The organism is Sulfurimonas sp., from assembly GCF_014859695.1.
Taxonomy (GTDB): Bacteria; Campylobacterota; Campylobacteria; order Campylobacterales; family Sulfurimonadaceae; genus Sulfurimonas.
This window is the reverse complement of sequence record NZ_JACUTS010000013.1, coordinates 23,710-40,888: the sequence shown is the minus strand read 5'-3', so window position 1 is coordinate 40,888 and position 17,179 is coordinate 23,710. Positions and strand designations below refer to the sequence as shown.

The window sequence follows — 17,179 nt, the reverse complement described above, 5'->3', positions numbered from 1 at the left end:
TCTTTCATGCTCCCTATAAAGCATTTTTTATTCCTTTGTATGAATCAGCCGTGGACAATCAAACCGCAAACTTCTCTTTTAAATTCAAATAAGCTACAATTACATACTTTTATTAATGGCCGCAGGTAACGATTATGTTCTCAAAAACAAGCATCAGACTCAATTTTTTAATTCAGCTCATAATCTCTTCGGCCTCTCTTATTCTTATATTTTCATCAATTTTATATTTTTACATTGAAAACTCTATACTTGAAGAGAAATACAAAGAGCTCCTAGTTTACGCAAAAAACATCTCTACCGATCAATCAATTTACGGTCCTGACGTTCCTACTCCGGAAGCATACTTAGGTCTCAGCATTGAAGTAATACACCTTAAGCAATCCCTGCTGGATATAGATTTTTTTGAAACTTCAAAAGATAATAAATCGTATCTGGTTTTAATGCATCCATTTGATATTGAAGAGCTAAGCTACATCAAGATTACAAAAGACATAACACCAACTAGAGCGCTTATTGACAAAATTCTTCACTATATTTTTATTATAAATATAGCAGGTTTTTTACTGGTTATAATTTATGCAATTGCTTTATCTAAAATGCTAGTCACACCTATTAAGACACTAAGCAACAAGCTCTCAAATATGAACGAGCATCTTCTACGCCCAATAAAAACCGAAGAGCTTCCTGAGGAGTTTGAATCTCTGGGTGAAACAATCAATCACCTAATCTCAAGAATTCAAAACTTTGTAAAGTACCAAAAAGAGCTATTTATAGGGACTGCGCATGAGCTAAAAACTCCTCTTGCGGTAATAAAGCTGAAAAACCAAGTAACATTAATTAAAAAACGCTCTATTGAAGAGTACATAGATGCCATAAAAGTAACAAATAAGACGGTTGATGAGATGAATGTCATTGTCTCAAATATACTCAATATCGGCAGACAAGAGGGGGCTCAACTAGAAAAACCTCAAGAGGTTGATGTAATTGAGCTTTTAAAGCAAAAAGCCGACGACTTTAAGTTGTTAGCAGCCAATGAGGGCAAAACACTTCACATGTACTTTGAACCCAACGGTTTTATGGCACTGCTCCAGGTAAGTCTTCTTAACCAAATTGTACAAAACTTTTTACAAAATGCTCTAAAATTTACTCCAAAAAATAAGAGCGTTATTTTAAGGAGCTCGCTAAACGATTATGGGCTACTTATTGAAGTAATTGACGAAGGGTGTGGCATAGATGAGAGTTCGGATCTTTTCGCACCGTTTAAAAGAGAAGGCAGCAAGTCGGGCGTGGGTTTAGGACTCTTTTTGGCAAAAAGTGGTGCAGATGCACTGGGAGCCAAAATAAGCATTAAAAACAGAACTGATGGTGTAACAGGAACGGTAGCAACTCTCAACCTTAGTTCAAAACTCTCTTGTATTCTTCCAGCCAAGTAAATAATAACAAAATTTAAAAAATAATAAAGCTTTATTCTGCTATAAATCGGGCACATAAAATTATGTATTTTACATATATTTAAAACTAGAAGGTATTTTGATGGCTTTATTAATAAATGATGAGTGTATTGCGTGTGATGCTTGCCGCGAAGAGTGCCCTACTATGGCTATTGAAGAGGGTGATCCTATTTACTTTATCGATCCTGATCGTTGTACCGAATGCGTAAGTGTTTATGACGAACCTGCATGTATATCCGTATGTCCGGTTGACTGCATTATTCCAGATAAAGACAACGTAGAGTCCATTGCAGAGCTTCAGTTTAAATATAAAAATATTCTAGCAGAAGAGTAGAGGTTTGGCGAAACGCGTAGCGGTCATAGATATAGGTTCTAACTCTGTTAGAATGGTTATTTATGAGAAGACATCACGTTTTGCTTTTCATATACTTCATGAGGCAAAAAGCAGAGTGAGAATCTCTGAAAATGCCTATCAAAACAGCGGAAATCTTCAGGAAATTCCGATACAAAGAGCTTTTGATGCTCTTAGAGACTTCCTATCCATTGTCTCATCTTTTAAAGCTAGAAAAACGCTCTGTATTGCAACCTCCGCGCTTAGAGATGCTCCCAATAAGAAAGATTTTATTAACAGAGTCAGAAACTCTATTGGTCTAAATATCAAGGTCATAGACGGGCAAAGAGAAGCCTACCTTGGAGCTGTTGCATGCATCAATCTTTTACCGCGGCAAAGAAATGCACTAAGCATCGATATAGGCGGCGGTTCGACAGAGTTCTCGCTTATAGATGAGCAGAAAACAGACTCAAATATCTCGGTGGATTTAGGCACGGTCAGACTAAAAGAGCTTTTTTTTGACAAAGGCGACATCGACGGTGCAACAATCTACATCGACTCTCAGCTAAAACACTTAGATGCAACAAATATATCTACAATTATCGGCATAGGCGGAACATTTAGAGCAATATCCAATGCAATCCTCACTAAAAGCGGTTACCCGATAGACAAACTTCATGCTTATGAGCCAAATTGTGATGAATTTCAGACACTGTTAAAAAAGATAATCAACTCAGACGAGGATGAGCTCAAAAACCTTGGTATAAAAAGCAGCAGATTTGACGTTATTAAACCGGGGGCACTTATTCTCTTGAGAGTCTTAGAGAGATTCAAGATAGAAAAACTTGTAACAAGCGGTGCCGGCGTAAGAGAAGGTCTTTTTTTAACCGATCTGCTTAGAAACTCAAACGATAGATTTCCCCCAAACTACAACAGCTCTGTGCGGTATATACTCGATGCTCACGTTGATAATCTTTCTTATGCAAATCAGCTCTGTAAAGTCTCTAAAATGCTTTTTGATCTCATGCATAAAGAGTTAAAAATAGAAGAAAAATACCGCTACGAGTTGGCAATTGCCGCAAAACTCTGCATGAGCGGAAACAACATCCACTACTACTCACACAACAAAAATAGCTACAACCTCATAAAAGACGCTCTAGAGTTTGGCTTTACTCATGAACAGATAATTTTAATCGCAACTCTAACAAGATATGCAAAAAGAAAGCTCCCCTCACAATCTCATATACAAAAGTTTAAAAATCTTCTTCCTGATTCAGCGCAGCTAGAAGCGCTAAGCTATCTACTCTCCTTAGCTGTAACTCTTTTGAGTCACTACCCTCGAAATATTGATTTTACGCTTAGCTTTGAGGAGTCAAAACTTAAAGTTGAATCTAAAAATAGTCTCTATCTGGCAAAAGAGAGCGTCAACAAATTGGAGACTTTAACAAATAAAAGCATAGAAATCTCATTTTATACTTTATAATTTAACTCACTCCGACCAGAGAAAGCAAAGAGTCTAAAATCTCTGCCCCATCGTAAACTCAAAGACCGCAGTCTTGTCACCCTCTTCTTCTCCTAGAGGTTTAGAGAACATTAGCTGAATCGGTCCAACAGGAGAGAACCACTCAAGACCTGCACCAAAACCACCGCGAGAGATATCGTTTGAGAGATACGCTTCACTACCCAATGAATCGCCGGAAGCTCCTATATATCCCCAGTCAAGATAGGTAACCAAACGCATTTTTGCTTTTGGAACAAGAGGAAAACTAAGCTCAAAACTATTTGATGCCGTAAGTTCCCCGCCGATTCGTCTATCTTCGGTCTCAGCAGGGTCACTATCCTCTATTGTAGGAGCGAGAGAGTATGACTCATACCCTCTAACACTTCCTATACCACCCATATAAAATCTCTCTGCAACAGGAAGATAACCCGTCTCTTTTACATAGTAAACTCTTGCTTTATATCTTGCAATCACGTCAAATCCAAACCAATCTTCAAGCCCTTTGTAAGCACTAAAATTTGTTCTGCTTTTAAGAAAATCAGAATCTGCACCAAGTCCTGCATACTCAAAACTTTGACTAAGCATAAAACCTTTTCTTGGAAGATAAAAGTCATCGGTATTATCAAACTTTGCACTTACCGTAACCGAACTTTTTGAATAATCTTCAAAAAAATATTCATCTATTCCAGACAGATTGGCGTCTTCTTCTATTTCATAACTATTTGCAGAAAAACCGTACCCTATATGCCCGCTTATATATCTTGTAAATCTATGACCAACTCCAAGGGTTAATCCATCAGACATAACGGTATAGTCGTTATACTCATAATCACTGGTATAGAGGGAGAAGTTACCGCTAAAGTCACTATCGTTTAGTCTAGGGTTAGAGAGACTAAAAGAGTAGTTAGAGGTCAAAGATGAGCGCTCAGCTTTTACTCCAACATTTATTCCAGAACCCCAAACATTTCTATCATCTACTGCTACGCTAACAAGGAGCCCGCCGTAACTTCCATAACCGCCTCCAAGTTGAATATTGCCCGTAGGTGCCTCTTTTACCTTGACTATTAGGTCCATAGTTTTATTGTCGACTCTTTTTTCTTCTATGGTGTTTCCTTCAAAAAAACCGAGTCGTCCGAGTGCGTTTCTAGAGTCAGAGAGATCTGTAAGCGAGTACATGTCTCCCGGTCCAAGGTAGAGCTCTCTTCTTATGATTCTGTCAAGTGTTCTGTTGTTTCCGGAAATGATTACATTCCTTATTTTAACTCTCTCTCCCGGCATAATCTTAAAGACAACCTCAACCTCCCTTTTTTCCTTATCTTTTTTCAAATCCGGAACTATCTGCACAAAAGCGTAACTTTGATCTGCAATAAGAGTCTTTATTCTCTGCGAGTCGTTACGAAACGTCTCAACGTTAAAAGCTTTACCGACCTCCAACTTTATAAGCTCTCTAATCTTCTCCTCGTCTATGACATGTTTTTGCTGATCTATCGTAATAGCGCTAACGTTATATACTTCGCCCTCTTGTATCTGGTAGCTCATCTCTGCCGTATAGTTGTCAAAATTTACTTTTGCAAAAGGCTCTTTTACATCAATATCTAAATAGCCATGCTGCATGTAGAGATCACGTATTCTAAGAGGATCGTATGCCAAATCACCAACTCGCATCTTACCGTCGTTTCTCCCCCAAAACCAGCCCATAAACTCTCTCTCTTTATTGGCAATCATATCATTAAAATCATCACTATCAAGACCCGATACTCCGCTATAAAGAAGCTCTTCAATAATAATCTCTTCGCCTTCATTTACTAAAAAAGTAATCTTATAACTTCCGTTTTCTAAAAGCTCTTTTTGAATCTCTACAACACTGTCAATCTTCCCGTCCTGACTTATCATCTCTATGATTCTTTTTTTTGCTGCTTCTATCTTTTTCTCATCATAAAGTGAGCCGACTTTTATCTGAATCACACTCTCTTTTATCCCGCTGTCATTCTCTTTGTAGCCCTTTAACTCTATTTTTGATATAAGAGGCTTCTCTTTAAAGTGAAACGTTAAAACACCATCGTTATCCATAGTTGTCCAGATATCTTCAAAATAGCCCTGCTTATAATAAGCCTTGATTGACTCATCAAGCATCTTCTCATCGACACTATCACCGACTTCAAACTTAAGCATTCGTAACGCTACGGACTCTGACATGTTGACCATGCCCTCATATTTAATAGATTTAATTGTGTATGCGAAGGAGTTTACCGCCAGCAAGGTCAGAAAGAGTGCTAAAAATTTTTTCATTAAGTTTCCATCAGTTGTAAAATAAGAGAGGATTTTACCTTTTATGAGGTTAATATTAAGTAAACTCTGTATAATTTGAAAAATTAAAATAAAGAATTGAGATGAAAGTAGCGATAGTAGGACTTGGACTTATGGGCGGTTCTCTTGCCATAAGTCTAAAAAAACTTGATTTTATTAGCACTGTTGTGGGAAGTGATCACAATAAAATCCACCAGCAAGAGGCCATGACACTTGGCTTAGTTGATAAAATTGTAGAATTTGAAGATGTTAAAAATTATGATGTTATTTTTCTGGTAATTCCGGTAGATGGGATAATTGCTGCGCTAGAAAACTTAAGAGACATAAAAAAGAGTACGACTATTATAGACCTTGGAAGTACCAAAACAAAGATTATCGACTCTGTACCTCAAAGCATTAGAGAAAATTTTGTAGCTGCGCACCCGATGACGGGAACGGAAAATTTCGGTCCAACTGCTGCGGTTGAGAATCTCTACACAGACAAAGCGGTCGTTATATGTGATTTAGAACACAGCGGAGAAGCTCAAGCCGACATTGCCAAAAAGATATTTAGTGCGCTTAAGATGAAAAAGTACTTCATGTCGGCAAAGAGTCATGACCGTCACGCCGCATTTATCTCTCATATGCCTCATGCCATATCATACTCTCTTGCAAACACCGTAATGAATCAAGAGAACAAACACAATATCTTAGCTCTTGCTGCGGGTGGTTTTCGCTCTATGAGTCGTTTGGCAAAGAGTTCTGCAAACATGTGGGAAGATATTTTCAGACAAAACAGAGAAAATCTGCTCGAAGCTATAACGCTCTTTGAAAATGAGTTAAGCATCCTAAAAGGGCATATAGAAAATGAGAATTGGGAAGAGGTTCATAAAAATATAGAAGCCGGAAACAGGCTTCATGATATTTTAGACTAGTCACTGATGTTACGCACCAAAACGAACTCGTCCGTTTTGGTGGCAGGGACTAAAGTCCCTACAACCCCCTAAAGCTACCCCTATCTCTCGGATAGGGGAGACTAGCTGATCTTACGCAAAAGAGCGAAAGGTCAGTTAGTCAATCTTATACTTTTTTAAGAGCTCTTTGAGGGCTTTTTTATCTATCTCTATCTTCTGATGGGAGTAGATATTCTTCTCCAGTATCTCTACTATCTCACAAACCTCTTTATCATCTTTAAAAGGCAATAGTTTTGTTAAAAGAGTCTTTGGATCTTTTATGGAGCCCTCTTTTGACTTTTTTACAGAGCTAAAATATGGTTTATAGAGCATACTAACAACACCAACAACTACTCCAGCGATGAAAATAAAGACAAGAGTAAGCGTGTTGTACTCTTTAGTAGGCGTTGCATGTTCTTCATACTCCGCAACAGCCTCCTCTTTTTTAACCACCAGCTCCTCTTTTATCTGCTCGTTTATAACATCAATTTTTATCTCTTTTGTAGAAACTTCTTTTACCTCTTTTGTCTCATGGTCAAAATAGCGCAGTGAAAAGGATGGTATCGTAAAGTCTCTATCTGCTACAAAAGCTATCTTTTGGGTAAGTTTTTTACCCTCTATAACAATTTTTTCATCAAATACGGCAACATCATCCATCTCTGGCTTAAAACTTTTTATATCCTCTAAGTTTCCCTCGCCGCTCACGTTTATCTTGATATTTACCGCCTCATTTGCTTTGATTTGACTTTTATCAACTACCGCTTCTATGGCAAAATCTCCGACCAAACTAACACCTGAGGGAAGCGGTTTCACATCAAAACTCAACTCGTTTGAAAAGTATGTTTTCCACTTAATTGTAGGAATCCAGTCTCCCCAACTGCTCGCTCTTGAGCCTCTTGAGGCTATTCTCATCTGCGCTTGTGGAATTTTAAGCTCTCCTGCTCTTTGAGGTGCTAAAGAGTAGACTATCTCCGTGATTGTATATTTTGAATCCTGATACCTCTTTGGCTGCGTCTCGCTTTTTATCCAAAACCCTTTTAGCTCGGGCGGAGTAAACTGACTGTCAACCGCCTCAGCATCGCTTCTTTGCTTAAAAGTGAGCGTCAAGTCAAACGCTTCTCCTACAAAAAGCTCTTTTTTACTACTCTCTATCTTTAAAACAAAGTCCAAATCTTTTGCGCCGCTGACTGGAACTACTTTTACCTCTACACTATTGCTAAGCTCTGTTTTACCGTCAACTTCAACCTCAATCGGACTGATTATACAGCTTTTTTGAGGAACAAATCTATAGCTTAGCGCGTAGTTTTTACTGATTGGTCCGTTTGTTATCTGTATGTTTGTTTGAGAACTTGTAGATATAACATCGCTATCGCACAATCTGCGTATATTTGGTCTTGTTATATCCTCTCCTGAGATGGTGAGCGAGTATGTAACCATCTCGCCTAGCTCTACCTCTTTTGGGGTTACTTTTGCGACAACCTGCGCATTTGCCGTACTTAAAAACAGCAGTAGTAAAAATAGTACTTTAGTAATAGTTCTCATCATTCGCCTTTATTCGTTACCATGGTTTCTCATCTGAATTTTCTTGAGTTGTCTCTTCATCGTTTAGCCTATAAAGAAATGTAGCGTTGCCCATGTTGAGCTGTTCTAACCACTTCATCTGCTCTTCATCGCTCATCATCTCATTTTGCATCGACTCTGTTTTGGCAGAGCTGTTTTCATCACTTTTTTCGCTCTCTTTCATATCTTGGGCTTTACTCTTTTGCTCTGCTTTGTTGTCATCGCTCTCTTTTGCTTCAGACTCTTTCTCTTCTGAGTTATCTTTTTTCTCTCCACTGTTTTCCTCTTTTGAGTCCTCTTTTTTATCGCCCTTCTCATCTTTTTTAGAGCTATCTTCATCGCCGCTCTCATCATCTTTTGAGTTCTGCTCTTTATCGCTCTGCTCTTGCTTCTCTTGCTTATCATCGCCCTCTTTTGAGTCGCTTTTTTGTTTATCTAAACGTTTTTTGACCTCTTCTAAATTCTCTCTTGTCTCTATGTCGTCCAAAATCTCCAAAGAGCTCTCGTAGGCTTCAACAGCCTTTTGCAAATCGCCCTCTTTTGCAAAGGCATTGCCAAGATTTGAGAGGTTTTTCGCCTTAAGACTCTCCTCTTCAAATACCGCTTTTTTGTATGCTTCTATCGCCTCTTGATACTTTTTATCTTTATAGTAGGCATTTGCCGCATTGTAGTAGCTTTGTGGATTTTGGGAGTTTTGTGCATGTTCATCGTAGAGCTTTGCCGCCTCAGAGTAACTGCCGCTCTCATACGCCTCTTTCGCCTTTTTTAAGTCCATAAAATCCAAAATTCCCGCCTCTGCATGTGGAGCATTAAAAAGAGCAATAGATAAAATAAACACAGCTGCGCCGTTTTTTATTTTGCCTAGTGAACTTGTCGCAATGAGCAGAAGAGAGAGTGCCGCTGCAAGCGGATAGTAAAATAGGGGTTTATGTTTTTGTATCTCTTGGCTTTTGAGCTCCCGCTCTTCACTTATCTCGGTTATCTCTTTAAACATTCTCTTAATATCATCCGAGGATGTCGAACTTTGTATATAGACTCCGCCTGTTTTTGTAGCCAAATCTGCAATATTTTCATTAAGCTTTGAGATAATTATCTCGCCTTTGTATTTTACAAGGGTTCCATCTTCAAGCTTTATTGGTGAGCCTTTTTTTGTAGCAACACCCAATACAAAAACAACAATATTATGTTTTTTTGCCGCTTCAATCTCTTTGGAAAAATCATCTTTATCTCCGCCGTCGCTTAAGAGAAGAAGATACTTTTTGCCCTCATTTTTTTGAGTTTTACTTACAACATCCAAAACAGACAAAAAGTCTGTTCCCTTCTCTGTAATCGATGACGTATCAAGCTTGCGCAGCAAAAATGCCACTGCAGCGGTGTCAAAACTAAGAGGAGAGACAAGATAGGAGTTTTTTGCAAACGCGACTATGCCTATACGCTCATTTGGCGCCTCCTCCAAAAGAGTCAATACTTTTTGTTTTGCGGCTTCGAGCCTGCTTGGATAGATATCGGGCGCCAACATGGAGTCTGAGATATCAAAAGCAATCATAATGTCCGCGCTTTTTGCTTTTACCTCAACTGTGCCTTCTTTGATGGCAGGCTCGGCGAGTGCTACTATCATCAAAAATCCCACAAGAAAAAAGAGTGCATTTCTTGCTTTGAGCGTCATAGAGTTTGTAGTTGCGCGGAGCCTATCCATCACATCCGGAGCAAAAAATGTTGCAAACTGCTCCTTTTGAGTAAGCAGAAGTCCGAAGAGGATAAAGAGCGGAGGCAGCATGTAGTAGAGAAATTCAGGGTGTAAAAATGTCATGCATAACCCCTCTTGTTTCTAAGGTAGACGTAGAGCATCAGCGAGAGCAGAGAGATAAAAAGAGGGAACTGGTAGTAGTACTTCAGATTTGTAAATGTCTCTCCCCTTATCTCAGACTTCTCTAACTTATCTATTGTTCTATAGACCTCTTTTAGCTCATTGGCATTTGAAGCGCCAAACGCCACCCCGCCACTCTCGTTTGCAATACGAAGCAGTACATCTTGGTTATACTCATGCGGCATTCCTATGCCTATGGGGTAAACCTTTACACCCTCTTTTTTTGCCATATCGAGCGCCACGTCAAGCGGGATTTTGTCGATTTGAGGGGTGCTGTGACCGTCTGTTAGCAAGATTGCTATTTTTGTCTTTGAGTTTCCCATCTTTAAAAGATTTACGCCCTGTGCCAGAGATGTATGAAGCGCCGTATATTTTCCCGCCATTCCGATTGAGAGCTGTGAGAGAATTTTGTTTAAAATATCCGCATCATAAGTCGGAGGCGACGCAATAAAAGAGTATGCGCCAAATACGACCAGACCTATATTGTCGTTTTGCCTCTCTTTTATAAATTCGCCGACAATCTCTTTTACAGCGTCAAACCTTGTAAAATATGGGTTTTTGGCATCAAACCCCTCCGCCTGCATAGACTCCGAAGCATCCAGAATCAGAGCTATTTCATATCCCTCTTTTGGTTCAAGTTCATAAGGCTCATCTTTTACGGGCGACATAAGAGAGAGTATCATCATAACGACTCCGAACCACTTTAAAAAGAGTAGTGTTTTTGATGCCGAGACACTACGGTTTAAAAAGTCGTGAGTATGTGGAAAATAGATGGATGGAAGCTTCATCTTGCAAAGAAAAGCGCACAAAATAAAAAAGATGATAAGGAGTGCAATTTGTGGAAATTCAAAATAGATTCCATCAAACATCGATCATCTCCTTGTAAAGCTCTATGTAGCCCAAAGTCTCTTGGCTAAACTCATTCACCTCTTTTTTGTACTTATACTCTTCAAGACGGTTTGTGAGGTTTTCATACATCTCTTGATGTCTTGGACTGTCATCTTTAAACGTAGCGCCCAAAGAGGTAATGAGGTATGCGCTCTCTTTAGTCTTTTTTAAATCAAGCGAATTTAGAAGCTTGAAGTGCTCTTTTCGCAGATTAAAGGCATTTCGTTTTTTAAAATACTTATAGATGAGATAGCCGAGTGCCGCAACCAAAAGAAGCACTATAAAGACAACTCCTAAAAAATAGTAGAGCGAATACTCCTGTACCTCAACAATAGGTTTTATATCATGAAGCGGGATATCGTAACTTTGCTCTTGTGCCATTATCTGCCCTCAAAAAGTCTGCGAAGCTTCACGCCTGCAATAGAGTCGGTATATACTTTTGTAAATCGTATGCCGTCACGTCTTAGCCTCTCAAAGAGTCTGTGGTCATGTGCCGCGACCTTTTGGCTGTATGCTCTCACGCTTGAAGCGTTAAAATCGCCCTCTAAAACCGCTCCGCTCTCAGGGTCGATGAGCGATGCAAAACCCATCTCCGGCGGATGCTCTTCAAGATGGTCTCTCACTATAACACAGAGCACCTCATGTTTTCTTGCCAGAAGTCTAAAGTCCGGTATCTCAAAGTAGTCGCCGATAATCAGGATGAGAGATTTTCTCTTAAGCCTTTTAAAGAGCGTATCGGCGATTACTTTGAAATCAACCTTTTTGTTTATGGCGTCAAACTCTAAGATGTCTTGGACATTTTTTTGGATTTGATGCAGTTTCTTACTCGGTTTTGCGTGCGAAACCATCTCATCCGTAAAGATATAAGAACTTAGCAAGTCACCGTTTTTAAGCGTTGAAAACCCTAGAAGAGCGGCAATTTCGGCGATGGCTTCTTGCTTAAATCTCTTGGAGCCAAAATGCACGCTTCCGTTTAATACAGATACCACTACTACACTAAGCTCTCTCTCTTCGCGAAATATCTTGATAAATGGTTTTTGCATCTTGGCGGTAATATTCCAGTCGATATGGCGGATGTCATCGCCAGGCATGTACTCTCTTAACTCAATAAAGTCATACCCCTCACCCTGAAAAATGGATGGGTTGTTTCCGACCATTTCGCTAAAAACCTGACGTCTTGCGCGAACCAATATCTTTTGCAGTTTACTCATAGTTTATATCAAATCTACGGTATTGCTACGGCTTGGAGCACTTTTTCTATAATCTCATCGGTTGTAACTCCCTCAGCCTCAGCCTCGTATGTTAAAACAATGCGGTGGCGCATAAGCTCTTTTGCGATGTAAGCAACATCAACGGGTGTAACAAAATCTTTGCCTCTCATAAATGCCATAGCCTTTACTGCTTTGAACATATCTATGCTTACACGCGGCGATGCACCGAACTGGATGAAGTCTTTTATCTCATCAAGTCCGTACTCATGAGGGTTTCTTGTCGCATTGACCAACTCAATCATATACTCTTCAACCTGCTCGTCTACATGTACGTTTTTTACAGCCGTTTTTAGCTCATCCAAGTCTTCATGCGTTATCACACTCTCTATCGCCTCAAAATTGCCGCTTGAGATGCGTCTTGCAATCTCAAGCTCCTCCTCTTTTGTGTTGTAATCCACAATGAGTTTTAGCATAAATCTATCAAGCTGCGCTTCTGGGAGTTGATAGACACCTTCCTGTTCAACTGGGTTTTGTGTAGCCATAACAAAAAACGGAGGCTCTAACTTGAATGTTGTATCTCCAAGCGTTACCTGCTTCTCCTGCATAACTTCAAGCAGAGCAGACTGAACTTTTGCAGGAGAGCGGTTTATCTCATCCGCCAAAAGAAGGTTTGTAAATATCGGACCTTTTTTTATCTTAAAGCTGTTGTTTTGGGGGTCATATATCTCTGCACCGAGTATGTCTGAGGGAAGAAGGTCGGGCGTAAACTGTGCACGCTTAAAATTAAGCCCGAGAGTTTTTGCAAGCGCATTTACCGTTGTGGTTTTAGCAAGTCCGGGAACACCCTCTATGAGGATATGCCCTTCACACAAAAGAGCAATAAGAAGAGAATCGATCATCTTCTCCTGCCCGACAACTACCTTAGAAACCTCTTTTTTAATCAACTCTATCTTAGAAATCATTTAATTATAAACCTTGTTGTAAAAATTACTCTTTTCTTGGCTCAAAGCATAGCAAAACGGCGTTAACTCACGGTAAAAAAAACTAAATTACCATGAAACAGCTTTATTGCTCCCTCTTTTTGCAACTATACGCTCATCTTCCCAATATGCCAGACCCGTCTTTATTTCAGTCAAAGACATCTGAAAATAGTACTCGACTCTTTGGGTTTTACTATCAACCTTGATGCTTCTTTGAAGAATCTTACCCGATAAGCTCAAGTCGGGTGCAATCATGCTCCCTTTGCCTGCAACGCTCTTTTGGTCAAACTCCGTGTTGCCTCTTAGCGTCTCTCTTGCGTGCATGGACATCTCATCTTCCGCGCCCTTAAGTCCGACCGCGGTCGTTACAACCACTTTGCCGCTTTGTAAAAGCCCTACGCGAATCTTTTTAACCAGTTGATCCGTATCTATATGTTGCATCGTGTCGTTTACGATTCTTGAAACCACGAGAACATAGCGCTCACCGTTCTTTTTATCTACTGCGCCCGATGCCAGCAGTGACTCTATCATATCTTGTGCTGCACCCTGAAAGTCTCTATAGTCAAGACCCATAACCGCATCACCTTTGTCATTGTCTATATCTATGTTTGTAGTTTTTGTCTCACAGCCGCTAAATAGAACTCCAAGAGCCGCTAAAATCAGTGTCCATTGTATTGTTCGTCGCATATTACTTCCTTTTGTGATTTTATATATAAGCGAAATGTAGTCGCCTTAGTATTTGGCGATATCGCATTGATTTGAAACGGTTGATTTGCATAGGCAGGAACCGTATTGTACTTTGAGAGTATACTCTCTATCTTAAAGCCCTCTTTATCAAACCAGATGATCTGATACTCAAGAAGTTGATAATTATCAGACCTATTCTCTCCGATAACTTGCGCCTGCATAAAGCCATCAGACTTTTTACGCCCTTTAATATCCGTTACCGCTATATCGCTGTTGCCGCAACTGCTTATAACTTTGACTATTTGGTCGCTCATCTGTGGCTCTTTGGCACAACCGCCAAAGAGTAAAACTAAAAAAGCGATATATCCGATTAATCTCATTTAAACTCCTTAAAACTCCATAACTGTTACACTCGGTTTTGAAGTAGCTGCAGGTATTTTAACATAAACTATAGCGTGTTTTGCACTCTTTGAGAGCTCTACCTCTATATTGTGCACTCCAGTTTTTAGCAAAAGTTTATTGTTAGCGGGTATTTTAACTCTTGTTACCTGAAAATCTTTTGGCAAAGTATTCCAACTTCTGGTATCGGCGTGAGTTGTTAAGAGTTGAAATGCCGCCGCAGCAAGCCCCATGTAAGGGTTATCCCTCGTTGCCTCATACTGTGCATAGGTTTTAAGTGCTGCGGAGAATATTGCGCGAGTTAAAATGTCGTTATATGAGTAGTTAAACTCCGTAAGTACTACACTCTCCATATCGCCAACCACTGAGGTTTTTGAGAGAGTTTTCCCATCTGAGATGACACTAATAGCCTCACTTGCGCCCATCCCCCTCTTCATTCTAGGCAGCGCTATGCCCGTGTAGATAACTTTGTTTGACGCCAAAAAGATAGGAACGTTTATTTTAAACTCACTCTTTGCGGCTCCCAAACCGTTTTCATAGATAACCCAGACATATCTATCTTCTACAGCTCTGCCCTCAAGAGCGTACTCGACCATCTCAAAATCAGACTCTACAGTTTTGTTCTGCGGCACCATTGCGTAAACCTCTTTAAGCAGTGACGATGCTTTTGCATAATCGCCCTCTATTGCAAAAAAGAGACCTGCCAGATAGAGGGTAAAAGGGTTCACGAACTCAGGATATGCCGCATATTGCCCAAGAGAGGAGTAGTTTTGGGAGATGATACCCTTTACCTGTTGATTGTTAAGCGTATTATCAATAGCTCCTGATCCCTGCTCTCTCTTTTTTTGAGCTATCGCCTCTTTTTGTTTTCCAATAAGCTCCGCATAGGTCTCTTTTGCACGACGCACTCTATCGACTGCGCGGTTAAGCTCGACGCGTACTTTTTCAAACTCTCCAAGCGCCATATAATCAAGGGCTTTATATGTATTTACCATGATGGCTTCCGAAATGGATGCTTGGTAATCTCTTGCCGCGTCGTTTAACATTACCCCTGTTAAATAGTCACTCGCACTGCCGGATATCGTCTTTTGATGATGAAACTTTATAATAGCCTCAGCCTCATCCAAAAGCTCTATACTGCTTCTGTACTCCTTGGCAAAAAGATAACTGTTTGCGGCTTGGAGTGTTGGAAGAAGATTCGCGTCATCGAGTTTTGCCGTTTTACTCTTCTCTTTCATTGCTATTTGAGCGGAGGCTTTATATTCACCCGCAACAAACTTTGCGTAACTCTGCGTAGAGCTGCCGATATCTACTCCTACAGAATTTGCCAAATTTGCCATACATCCACTAAAAAAAAGAGGCACAAAGAGTAAGAGTGCAATTCTAAAGAGTTTTACCATGCTGCTTTTATACCTCATCACTCTCAACAATCCAGACATAGAGCTCACAGCTCTGCGGGTCTAGCCAGATATCTTTTACCTCTACGGGAGTCGATTTGTCCGCACTTCTTATAACCGCCGAGGAGTCAAATATCTCTGCATTTAGCTCATCATTGACTATCTTCAAGAGCTCATGTCTGGACTTCATCTGCATCTTTTTCTCTTTTATCAGAGCTGATTTTGCAAGAGAAAGTGCCACTTTTTTCTGCTCTTCAAGCGTTCTGCCTTCCTCTTTTTCGGCAATTCCCACAGAGCCTAAGACTCCACTCTGATTTGGTCTAAAAAACCAGACAGGTTTGTTCTGAAAAAGTTCACTTTTTGTATTGATGCTCTCTAAAAGCTCTTTTTGGTAGCATCTGCTCTCTATCAGCTCCTCTTTTTCAAAAGGGCGTGTTCTCAAAAGAGGCAGAGAAGTTCTCTTTTTTTGCACATCCAAACCAACTACTCTGTCAATACTCTCTTGTAGGCTCTCTACCAAGATGTAGAGCCTCCTCTGCGAGTCAAAAAATGCATCGACCTGATGAGCGTCGCTTAAAAAGAGCTCTGAGAGAGCGACTATTTTGTCTTTGTACTTGTTTGAGATCTCACTGTTGCCCACTTTTGAGTGGCTTTGAAGTGAAGATGCTATGTATGAGCGTATATTATGCGCCAAAGAGCTCTTTGCCTCATTTAGGGCAGCTGCTCTTTGGGTATAAATCCCTTGAAAGTTGGCCTCGCTTGAGCCTACCGCTTGCGTTAAAGAGTGTTCGCTTACCCATGACGGGAGCTCTTCGTGCTCTTTTGGTTTTGGTTCCGGCGTACATCCGCTTAGTGCGTAGAGTAAAAATAACAAAAATATTTTATATATAAGTCTTATCATCTACTCCTCTCTATAGAGCGTGCCTTTGGCTACTTCCCTATCATCTTCATCAAGGAGCATATATAGAGATTGTGTATCGTTTATCTTCTTGAGCTCGACAAAAAGCCTATCTGCGCACCTGTCGTCTCCGTAGTTTAGTTTCTGCTGGAATCTTACTTTTGTCGGACTCTTCCTTTGGATAATGAGCTCCCCGCCGCAGTTTGAAGCAATATATCTTATGGTAGCTTCTCCCGAGTCTGTTATCTTTATAAGAACATCGCTGCTGCTTCCGCCACTCTTCATAATAAATCCGCTCCACACACCGTAAAAACCGCGCCTTATCTGAGATATTCTCTCATCTGCCGTGTCAATGTCAAACTCTTTGCTACTGCTCTGATTGGCTCTGTTTTTTAGATCTTCATCCGTTGCATACGCCTCAACGGTTACTACAATGTCCCCGAAATTCTCGCCGTTTCTAAACTTGGGCTCTCCCTTTATACGCACCAAGCCGCCCGCTTGTTCGCGTACCACATCATCTAAGACTTTACCGCCTAACATTACCGTCTCAGAGATTAGAACTTCGCCGTATATCTCTTTTGCAGCCGCCTTTTTTACCTCATCTAAAGCTATCTCTTTGACTTGTAAAAACGTTTTATCGGGGTAGAGCATCTGGTTTATCGTAATACTCTTAACTACGCTCTTATCCGCAAGAGCTAAAGCCAAAAAAAATGTAGCAATTATTAAAAAATATCTCACTTCCACTCCACTGTATGTATATATTTTAAATC

At 40.1% G+C, this 17,179-nt stretch carries 16 protein-coding genes; 4 read left to right on the top strand and 12 right to left on the bottom strand.

From position 1 onward, the window contains the following. Positions 1-134: 134 nt before the first annotated feature. From IBX42_RS04265 to IBX42_RS04255, 3 genes are all read left to right on the top strand, one after another. On the top strand, positions 135-1,433 hold the full coding sequence (locus tag IBX42_RS04265) for a HAMP domain-containing sensor histidine kinase (protein ID WP_294929283.1): 1,299 nt from the start codon (positions 135-137) through the stop codon (positions 1,431-1,433). Positions 1,434-1,533: 100 nt separating this feature from the next. After that, positions 1,534-1,785 (top strand): YfhL family 4Fe-4S dicluster ferredoxin, encoded by a 252-nt coding sequence (locus IBX42_RS04260; RefSeq protein ID WP_294929280.1) that lies wholly within the window; start codon positions 1,534-1,536, stop codon positions 1,783-1,785. A 4-nt stretch (positions 1,786-1,789) separates the two neighbouring features. Next, positions 1,790-3,265, top strand: coding sequence for a Ppx/GppA phosphatase family protein (locus tag IBX42_RS04255; protein ID WP_294929276.1), 1,476 nt, complete (start codon positions 1,790-1,792; stop codon positions 3,263-3,265). A gap of 33 nt (positions 3,266-3,298) precedes the next feature. Here IBX42_RS04255 and bamA read toward each other — a convergent pair whose 3' ends face one another. Beyond that, the gene (bamA, locus tag IBX42_RS04250) at positions 3,299-5,572 is read right to left on the bottom strand and encodes an outer membrane protein assembly factor BamA (RefSeq protein WP_294929273.1); all 2,274 of its coding nucleotides are present in this window, start codon (positions 5,570-5,572) and stop codon (positions 3,299-3,301) included. 101 nt (positions 5,573-5,673) lie between these two features. On the opposite strand from bamA, the gene IBX42_RS04245 reads away from it, so the two are divergent. Beyond that, entirely contained in the window at positions 5,674-6,504 is an 831-nt protein-coding gene (locus IBX42_RS04245) for a prephenate dehydrogenase (RefSeq protein WP_294929269.1), read from the top strand. Between the two features lie 135 nt (positions 6,505-6,639). On the opposite strand, the gene IBX42_RS04240 is transcribed toward IBX42_RS04245, so the two are convergent. The 11 genes from IBX42_RS04240 to IBX42_RS04190 all read right to left on the bottom strand — a co-directional run bounded on the left by IBX42_RS04240 (position 6,640) and on the right by IBX42_RS04190 (position 17,147). Further along, positions 6,640-8,064 (bottom strand): BatD family protein, encoded by a 1,425-nt coding sequence (locus tag IBX42_RS04240; protein ID WP_294929266.1) that lies wholly within the window; start codon positions 8,062-8,064, stop codon positions 6,640-6,642. Positions 8,065-8,080: 16 nt separating this feature from the next. Beyond that, the gene (locus tag IBX42_RS04235; RefSeq protein ID WP_294929262.1) at positions 8,081-9,892 is read right to left on the bottom strand and encodes a VWA domain-containing protein; all 1,812 of its coding nucleotides are present in this window, start codon (positions 9,890-9,892) and stop codon (positions 8,081-8,083) included. Further along, positions 9,889-10,818: a VWA domain-containing protein gene (locus tag IBX42_RS04230; RefSeq protein ID WP_294929258.1), complete on the bottom strand. Its 930-nt coding sequence runs from the start codon at positions 10,816-10,818 to the stop codon at positions 9,889-9,891. The genes IBX42_RS04235 and IBX42_RS04230 overlap by 4 nt, the downstream gene beginning before the upstream one ends. Continuing rightward, positions 10,811-11,218: a hypothetical protein gene (locus IBX42_RS04225; protein ID WP_294929255.1), complete on the bottom strand. Its 408-nt coding sequence runs from the start codon at positions 11,216-11,218 to the stop codon at positions 10,811-10,813. The genes IBX42_RS04230 and IBX42_RS04225 overlap by 8 nt, the downstream gene beginning before the upstream one ends. Continuing rightward, complete coding sequence (locus IBX42_RS04220) at positions 11,218-12,048, bottom strand: DUF58 domain-containing protein (RefSeq protein WP_294929252.1); 831 nt, start codon at positions 12,046-12,048, stop codon at positions 11,218-11,220. Before IBX42_RS04220 ends, IBX42_RS04225 begins: the two co-directional genes overlap by 1 nt. A gap of 14 nt (positions 12,049-12,062) precedes the next feature. Continuing rightward, positions 12,063-13,010 carry a MoxR family ATPase gene (locus IBX42_RS04215; protein ID WP_294929249.1) on the bottom strand — a complete coding sequence of 316 codons (948 nt, stop codon included), beginning with the start codon at positions 13,008-13,010 and terminating at the stop codon, positions 12,063-12,065. Between the two features lie 87 nt (positions 13,011-13,097). After that, positions 13,098-13,715 (bottom strand): penicillin-binding protein activator LpoB, encoded by a 618-nt coding sequence (gene lpoB, locus IBX42_RS04210; protein ID WP_294929246.1) that lies wholly within the window; start codon positions 13,713-13,715, stop codon positions 13,098-13,100. Next, complete coding sequence (locus IBX42_RS04205) at positions 13,688-14,095, bottom strand: YcfL family protein (RefSeq protein ID WP_294929243.1); 408 nt, start codon at positions 14,093-14,095, stop codon at positions 13,688-13,690. The genes lpoB and IBX42_RS04205 overlap by 28 nt, the downstream gene beginning before the upstream one ends. A gap of 9 nt (positions 14,096-14,104) precedes the next feature. After that, positions 14,105-15,535 (bottom strand): hypothetical protein, encoded by a 1,431-nt coding sequence (locus tag IBX42_RS04200; protein WP_294929240.1) that lies wholly within the window; start codon positions 15,533-15,535, stop codon positions 14,105-14,107. After that, positions 15,522-16,412 carry a hypothetical protein gene (locus tag IBX42_RS04195; protein WP_294929237.1) on the bottom strand — a complete coding sequence of 297 codons (891 nt, stop codon included), beginning with the start codon at positions 16,410-16,412 and terminating at the stop codon, positions 15,522-15,524. Before IBX42_RS04195 ends, IBX42_RS04200 begins: the two co-directional genes overlap by 14 nt. Beyond that, entirely contained in the window at positions 16,413-17,147 is a 735-nt protein-coding gene (locus tag IBX42_RS04190) for a hypothetical protein (RefSeq protein ID WP_294929234.1), read from the bottom strand. Between the last annotated feature and the right edge of the window lie 32 nt (positions 17,148-17,179).

Bases quoted from the DNA above. Each gene is read 5' to 3' on its own strand.
- IBX42_RS04265 (WP_294929283.1), top strand. From the start codon at position 135: ATGTTCTCAAAAACAAGCATCAGACTCAATTTTTTAATTCAGCTCATA.
- IBX42_RS04260 (WP_294929280.1), top strand. From the start codon at position 1,534: ATGGCTTTATTAATAAATGATGAGTGTATTGCGTGTGATGCTTGCCGC.
- bamA (WP_294929273.1), bottom strand. From the start codon at position 5,572: ATGAAAAAATTTTTAGCACTCTTTCTGACCTTGCTGGCGGTAAACTCC.
- IBX42_RS04245 (WP_294929269.1), top strand. From the start codon at position 5,674: ATGAAAGTAGCGATAGTAGGACTTGGACTTATGGGCGGTTCTCTTGCC.
- IBX42_RS04240 (WP_294929266.1), bottom strand. From the start codon at position 8,064: ATGAGAACTATTACTAAAGTACTATTTTTACTACTGCTGTTTTTAAGT.
- IBX42_RS04235 (WP_294929262.1), bottom strand. From the start codon at position 9,892: ATGACATTTTTACACCCTGAATTTCTCTACTACATGCTGCCTCCGCTC.
- IBX42_RS04230 (WP_294929258.1), bottom strand. From the start codon at position 10,818: ATGTTTGATGGAATCTATTTTGAATTTCCACAAATTGCACTCCTTATC.
- IBX42_RS04225 (WP_294929255.1), bottom strand. From the start codon at position 11,218: ATGGCACAAGAGCAAAGTTACGATATCCCGCTTCATGATATAAAACCT.
- IBX42_RS04220 (WP_294929252.1), bottom strand. From the start codon at position 12,048: ATGAGTAAACTGCAAAAGATATTGGTTCGCGCAAGACGTCAGGTTTTT.
- IBX42_RS04215 (WP_294929249.1), bottom strand. From the start codon at position 13,010: ATGATTTCTAAGATAGAGTTGATTAAAAAAGAGGTTTCTAAGGTAGTT.
- lpoB (WP_294929246.1), bottom strand. From the start codon at position 13,715: ATGCGACGAACAATACAATGGACACTGATTTTAGCGGCTCTTGGAGTT.
- IBX42_RS04205 (WP_294929243.1), bottom strand. From the start codon at position 14,095: ATGAGATTAATCGGATATATCGCTTTTTTAGTTTTACTCTTTGGCGGT.
- IBX42_RS04195 (WP_294929237.1), bottom strand. From the start codon at position 16,412: ATGATAAGACTTATATATAAAATATTTTTGTTATTTTTACTCTACGCA.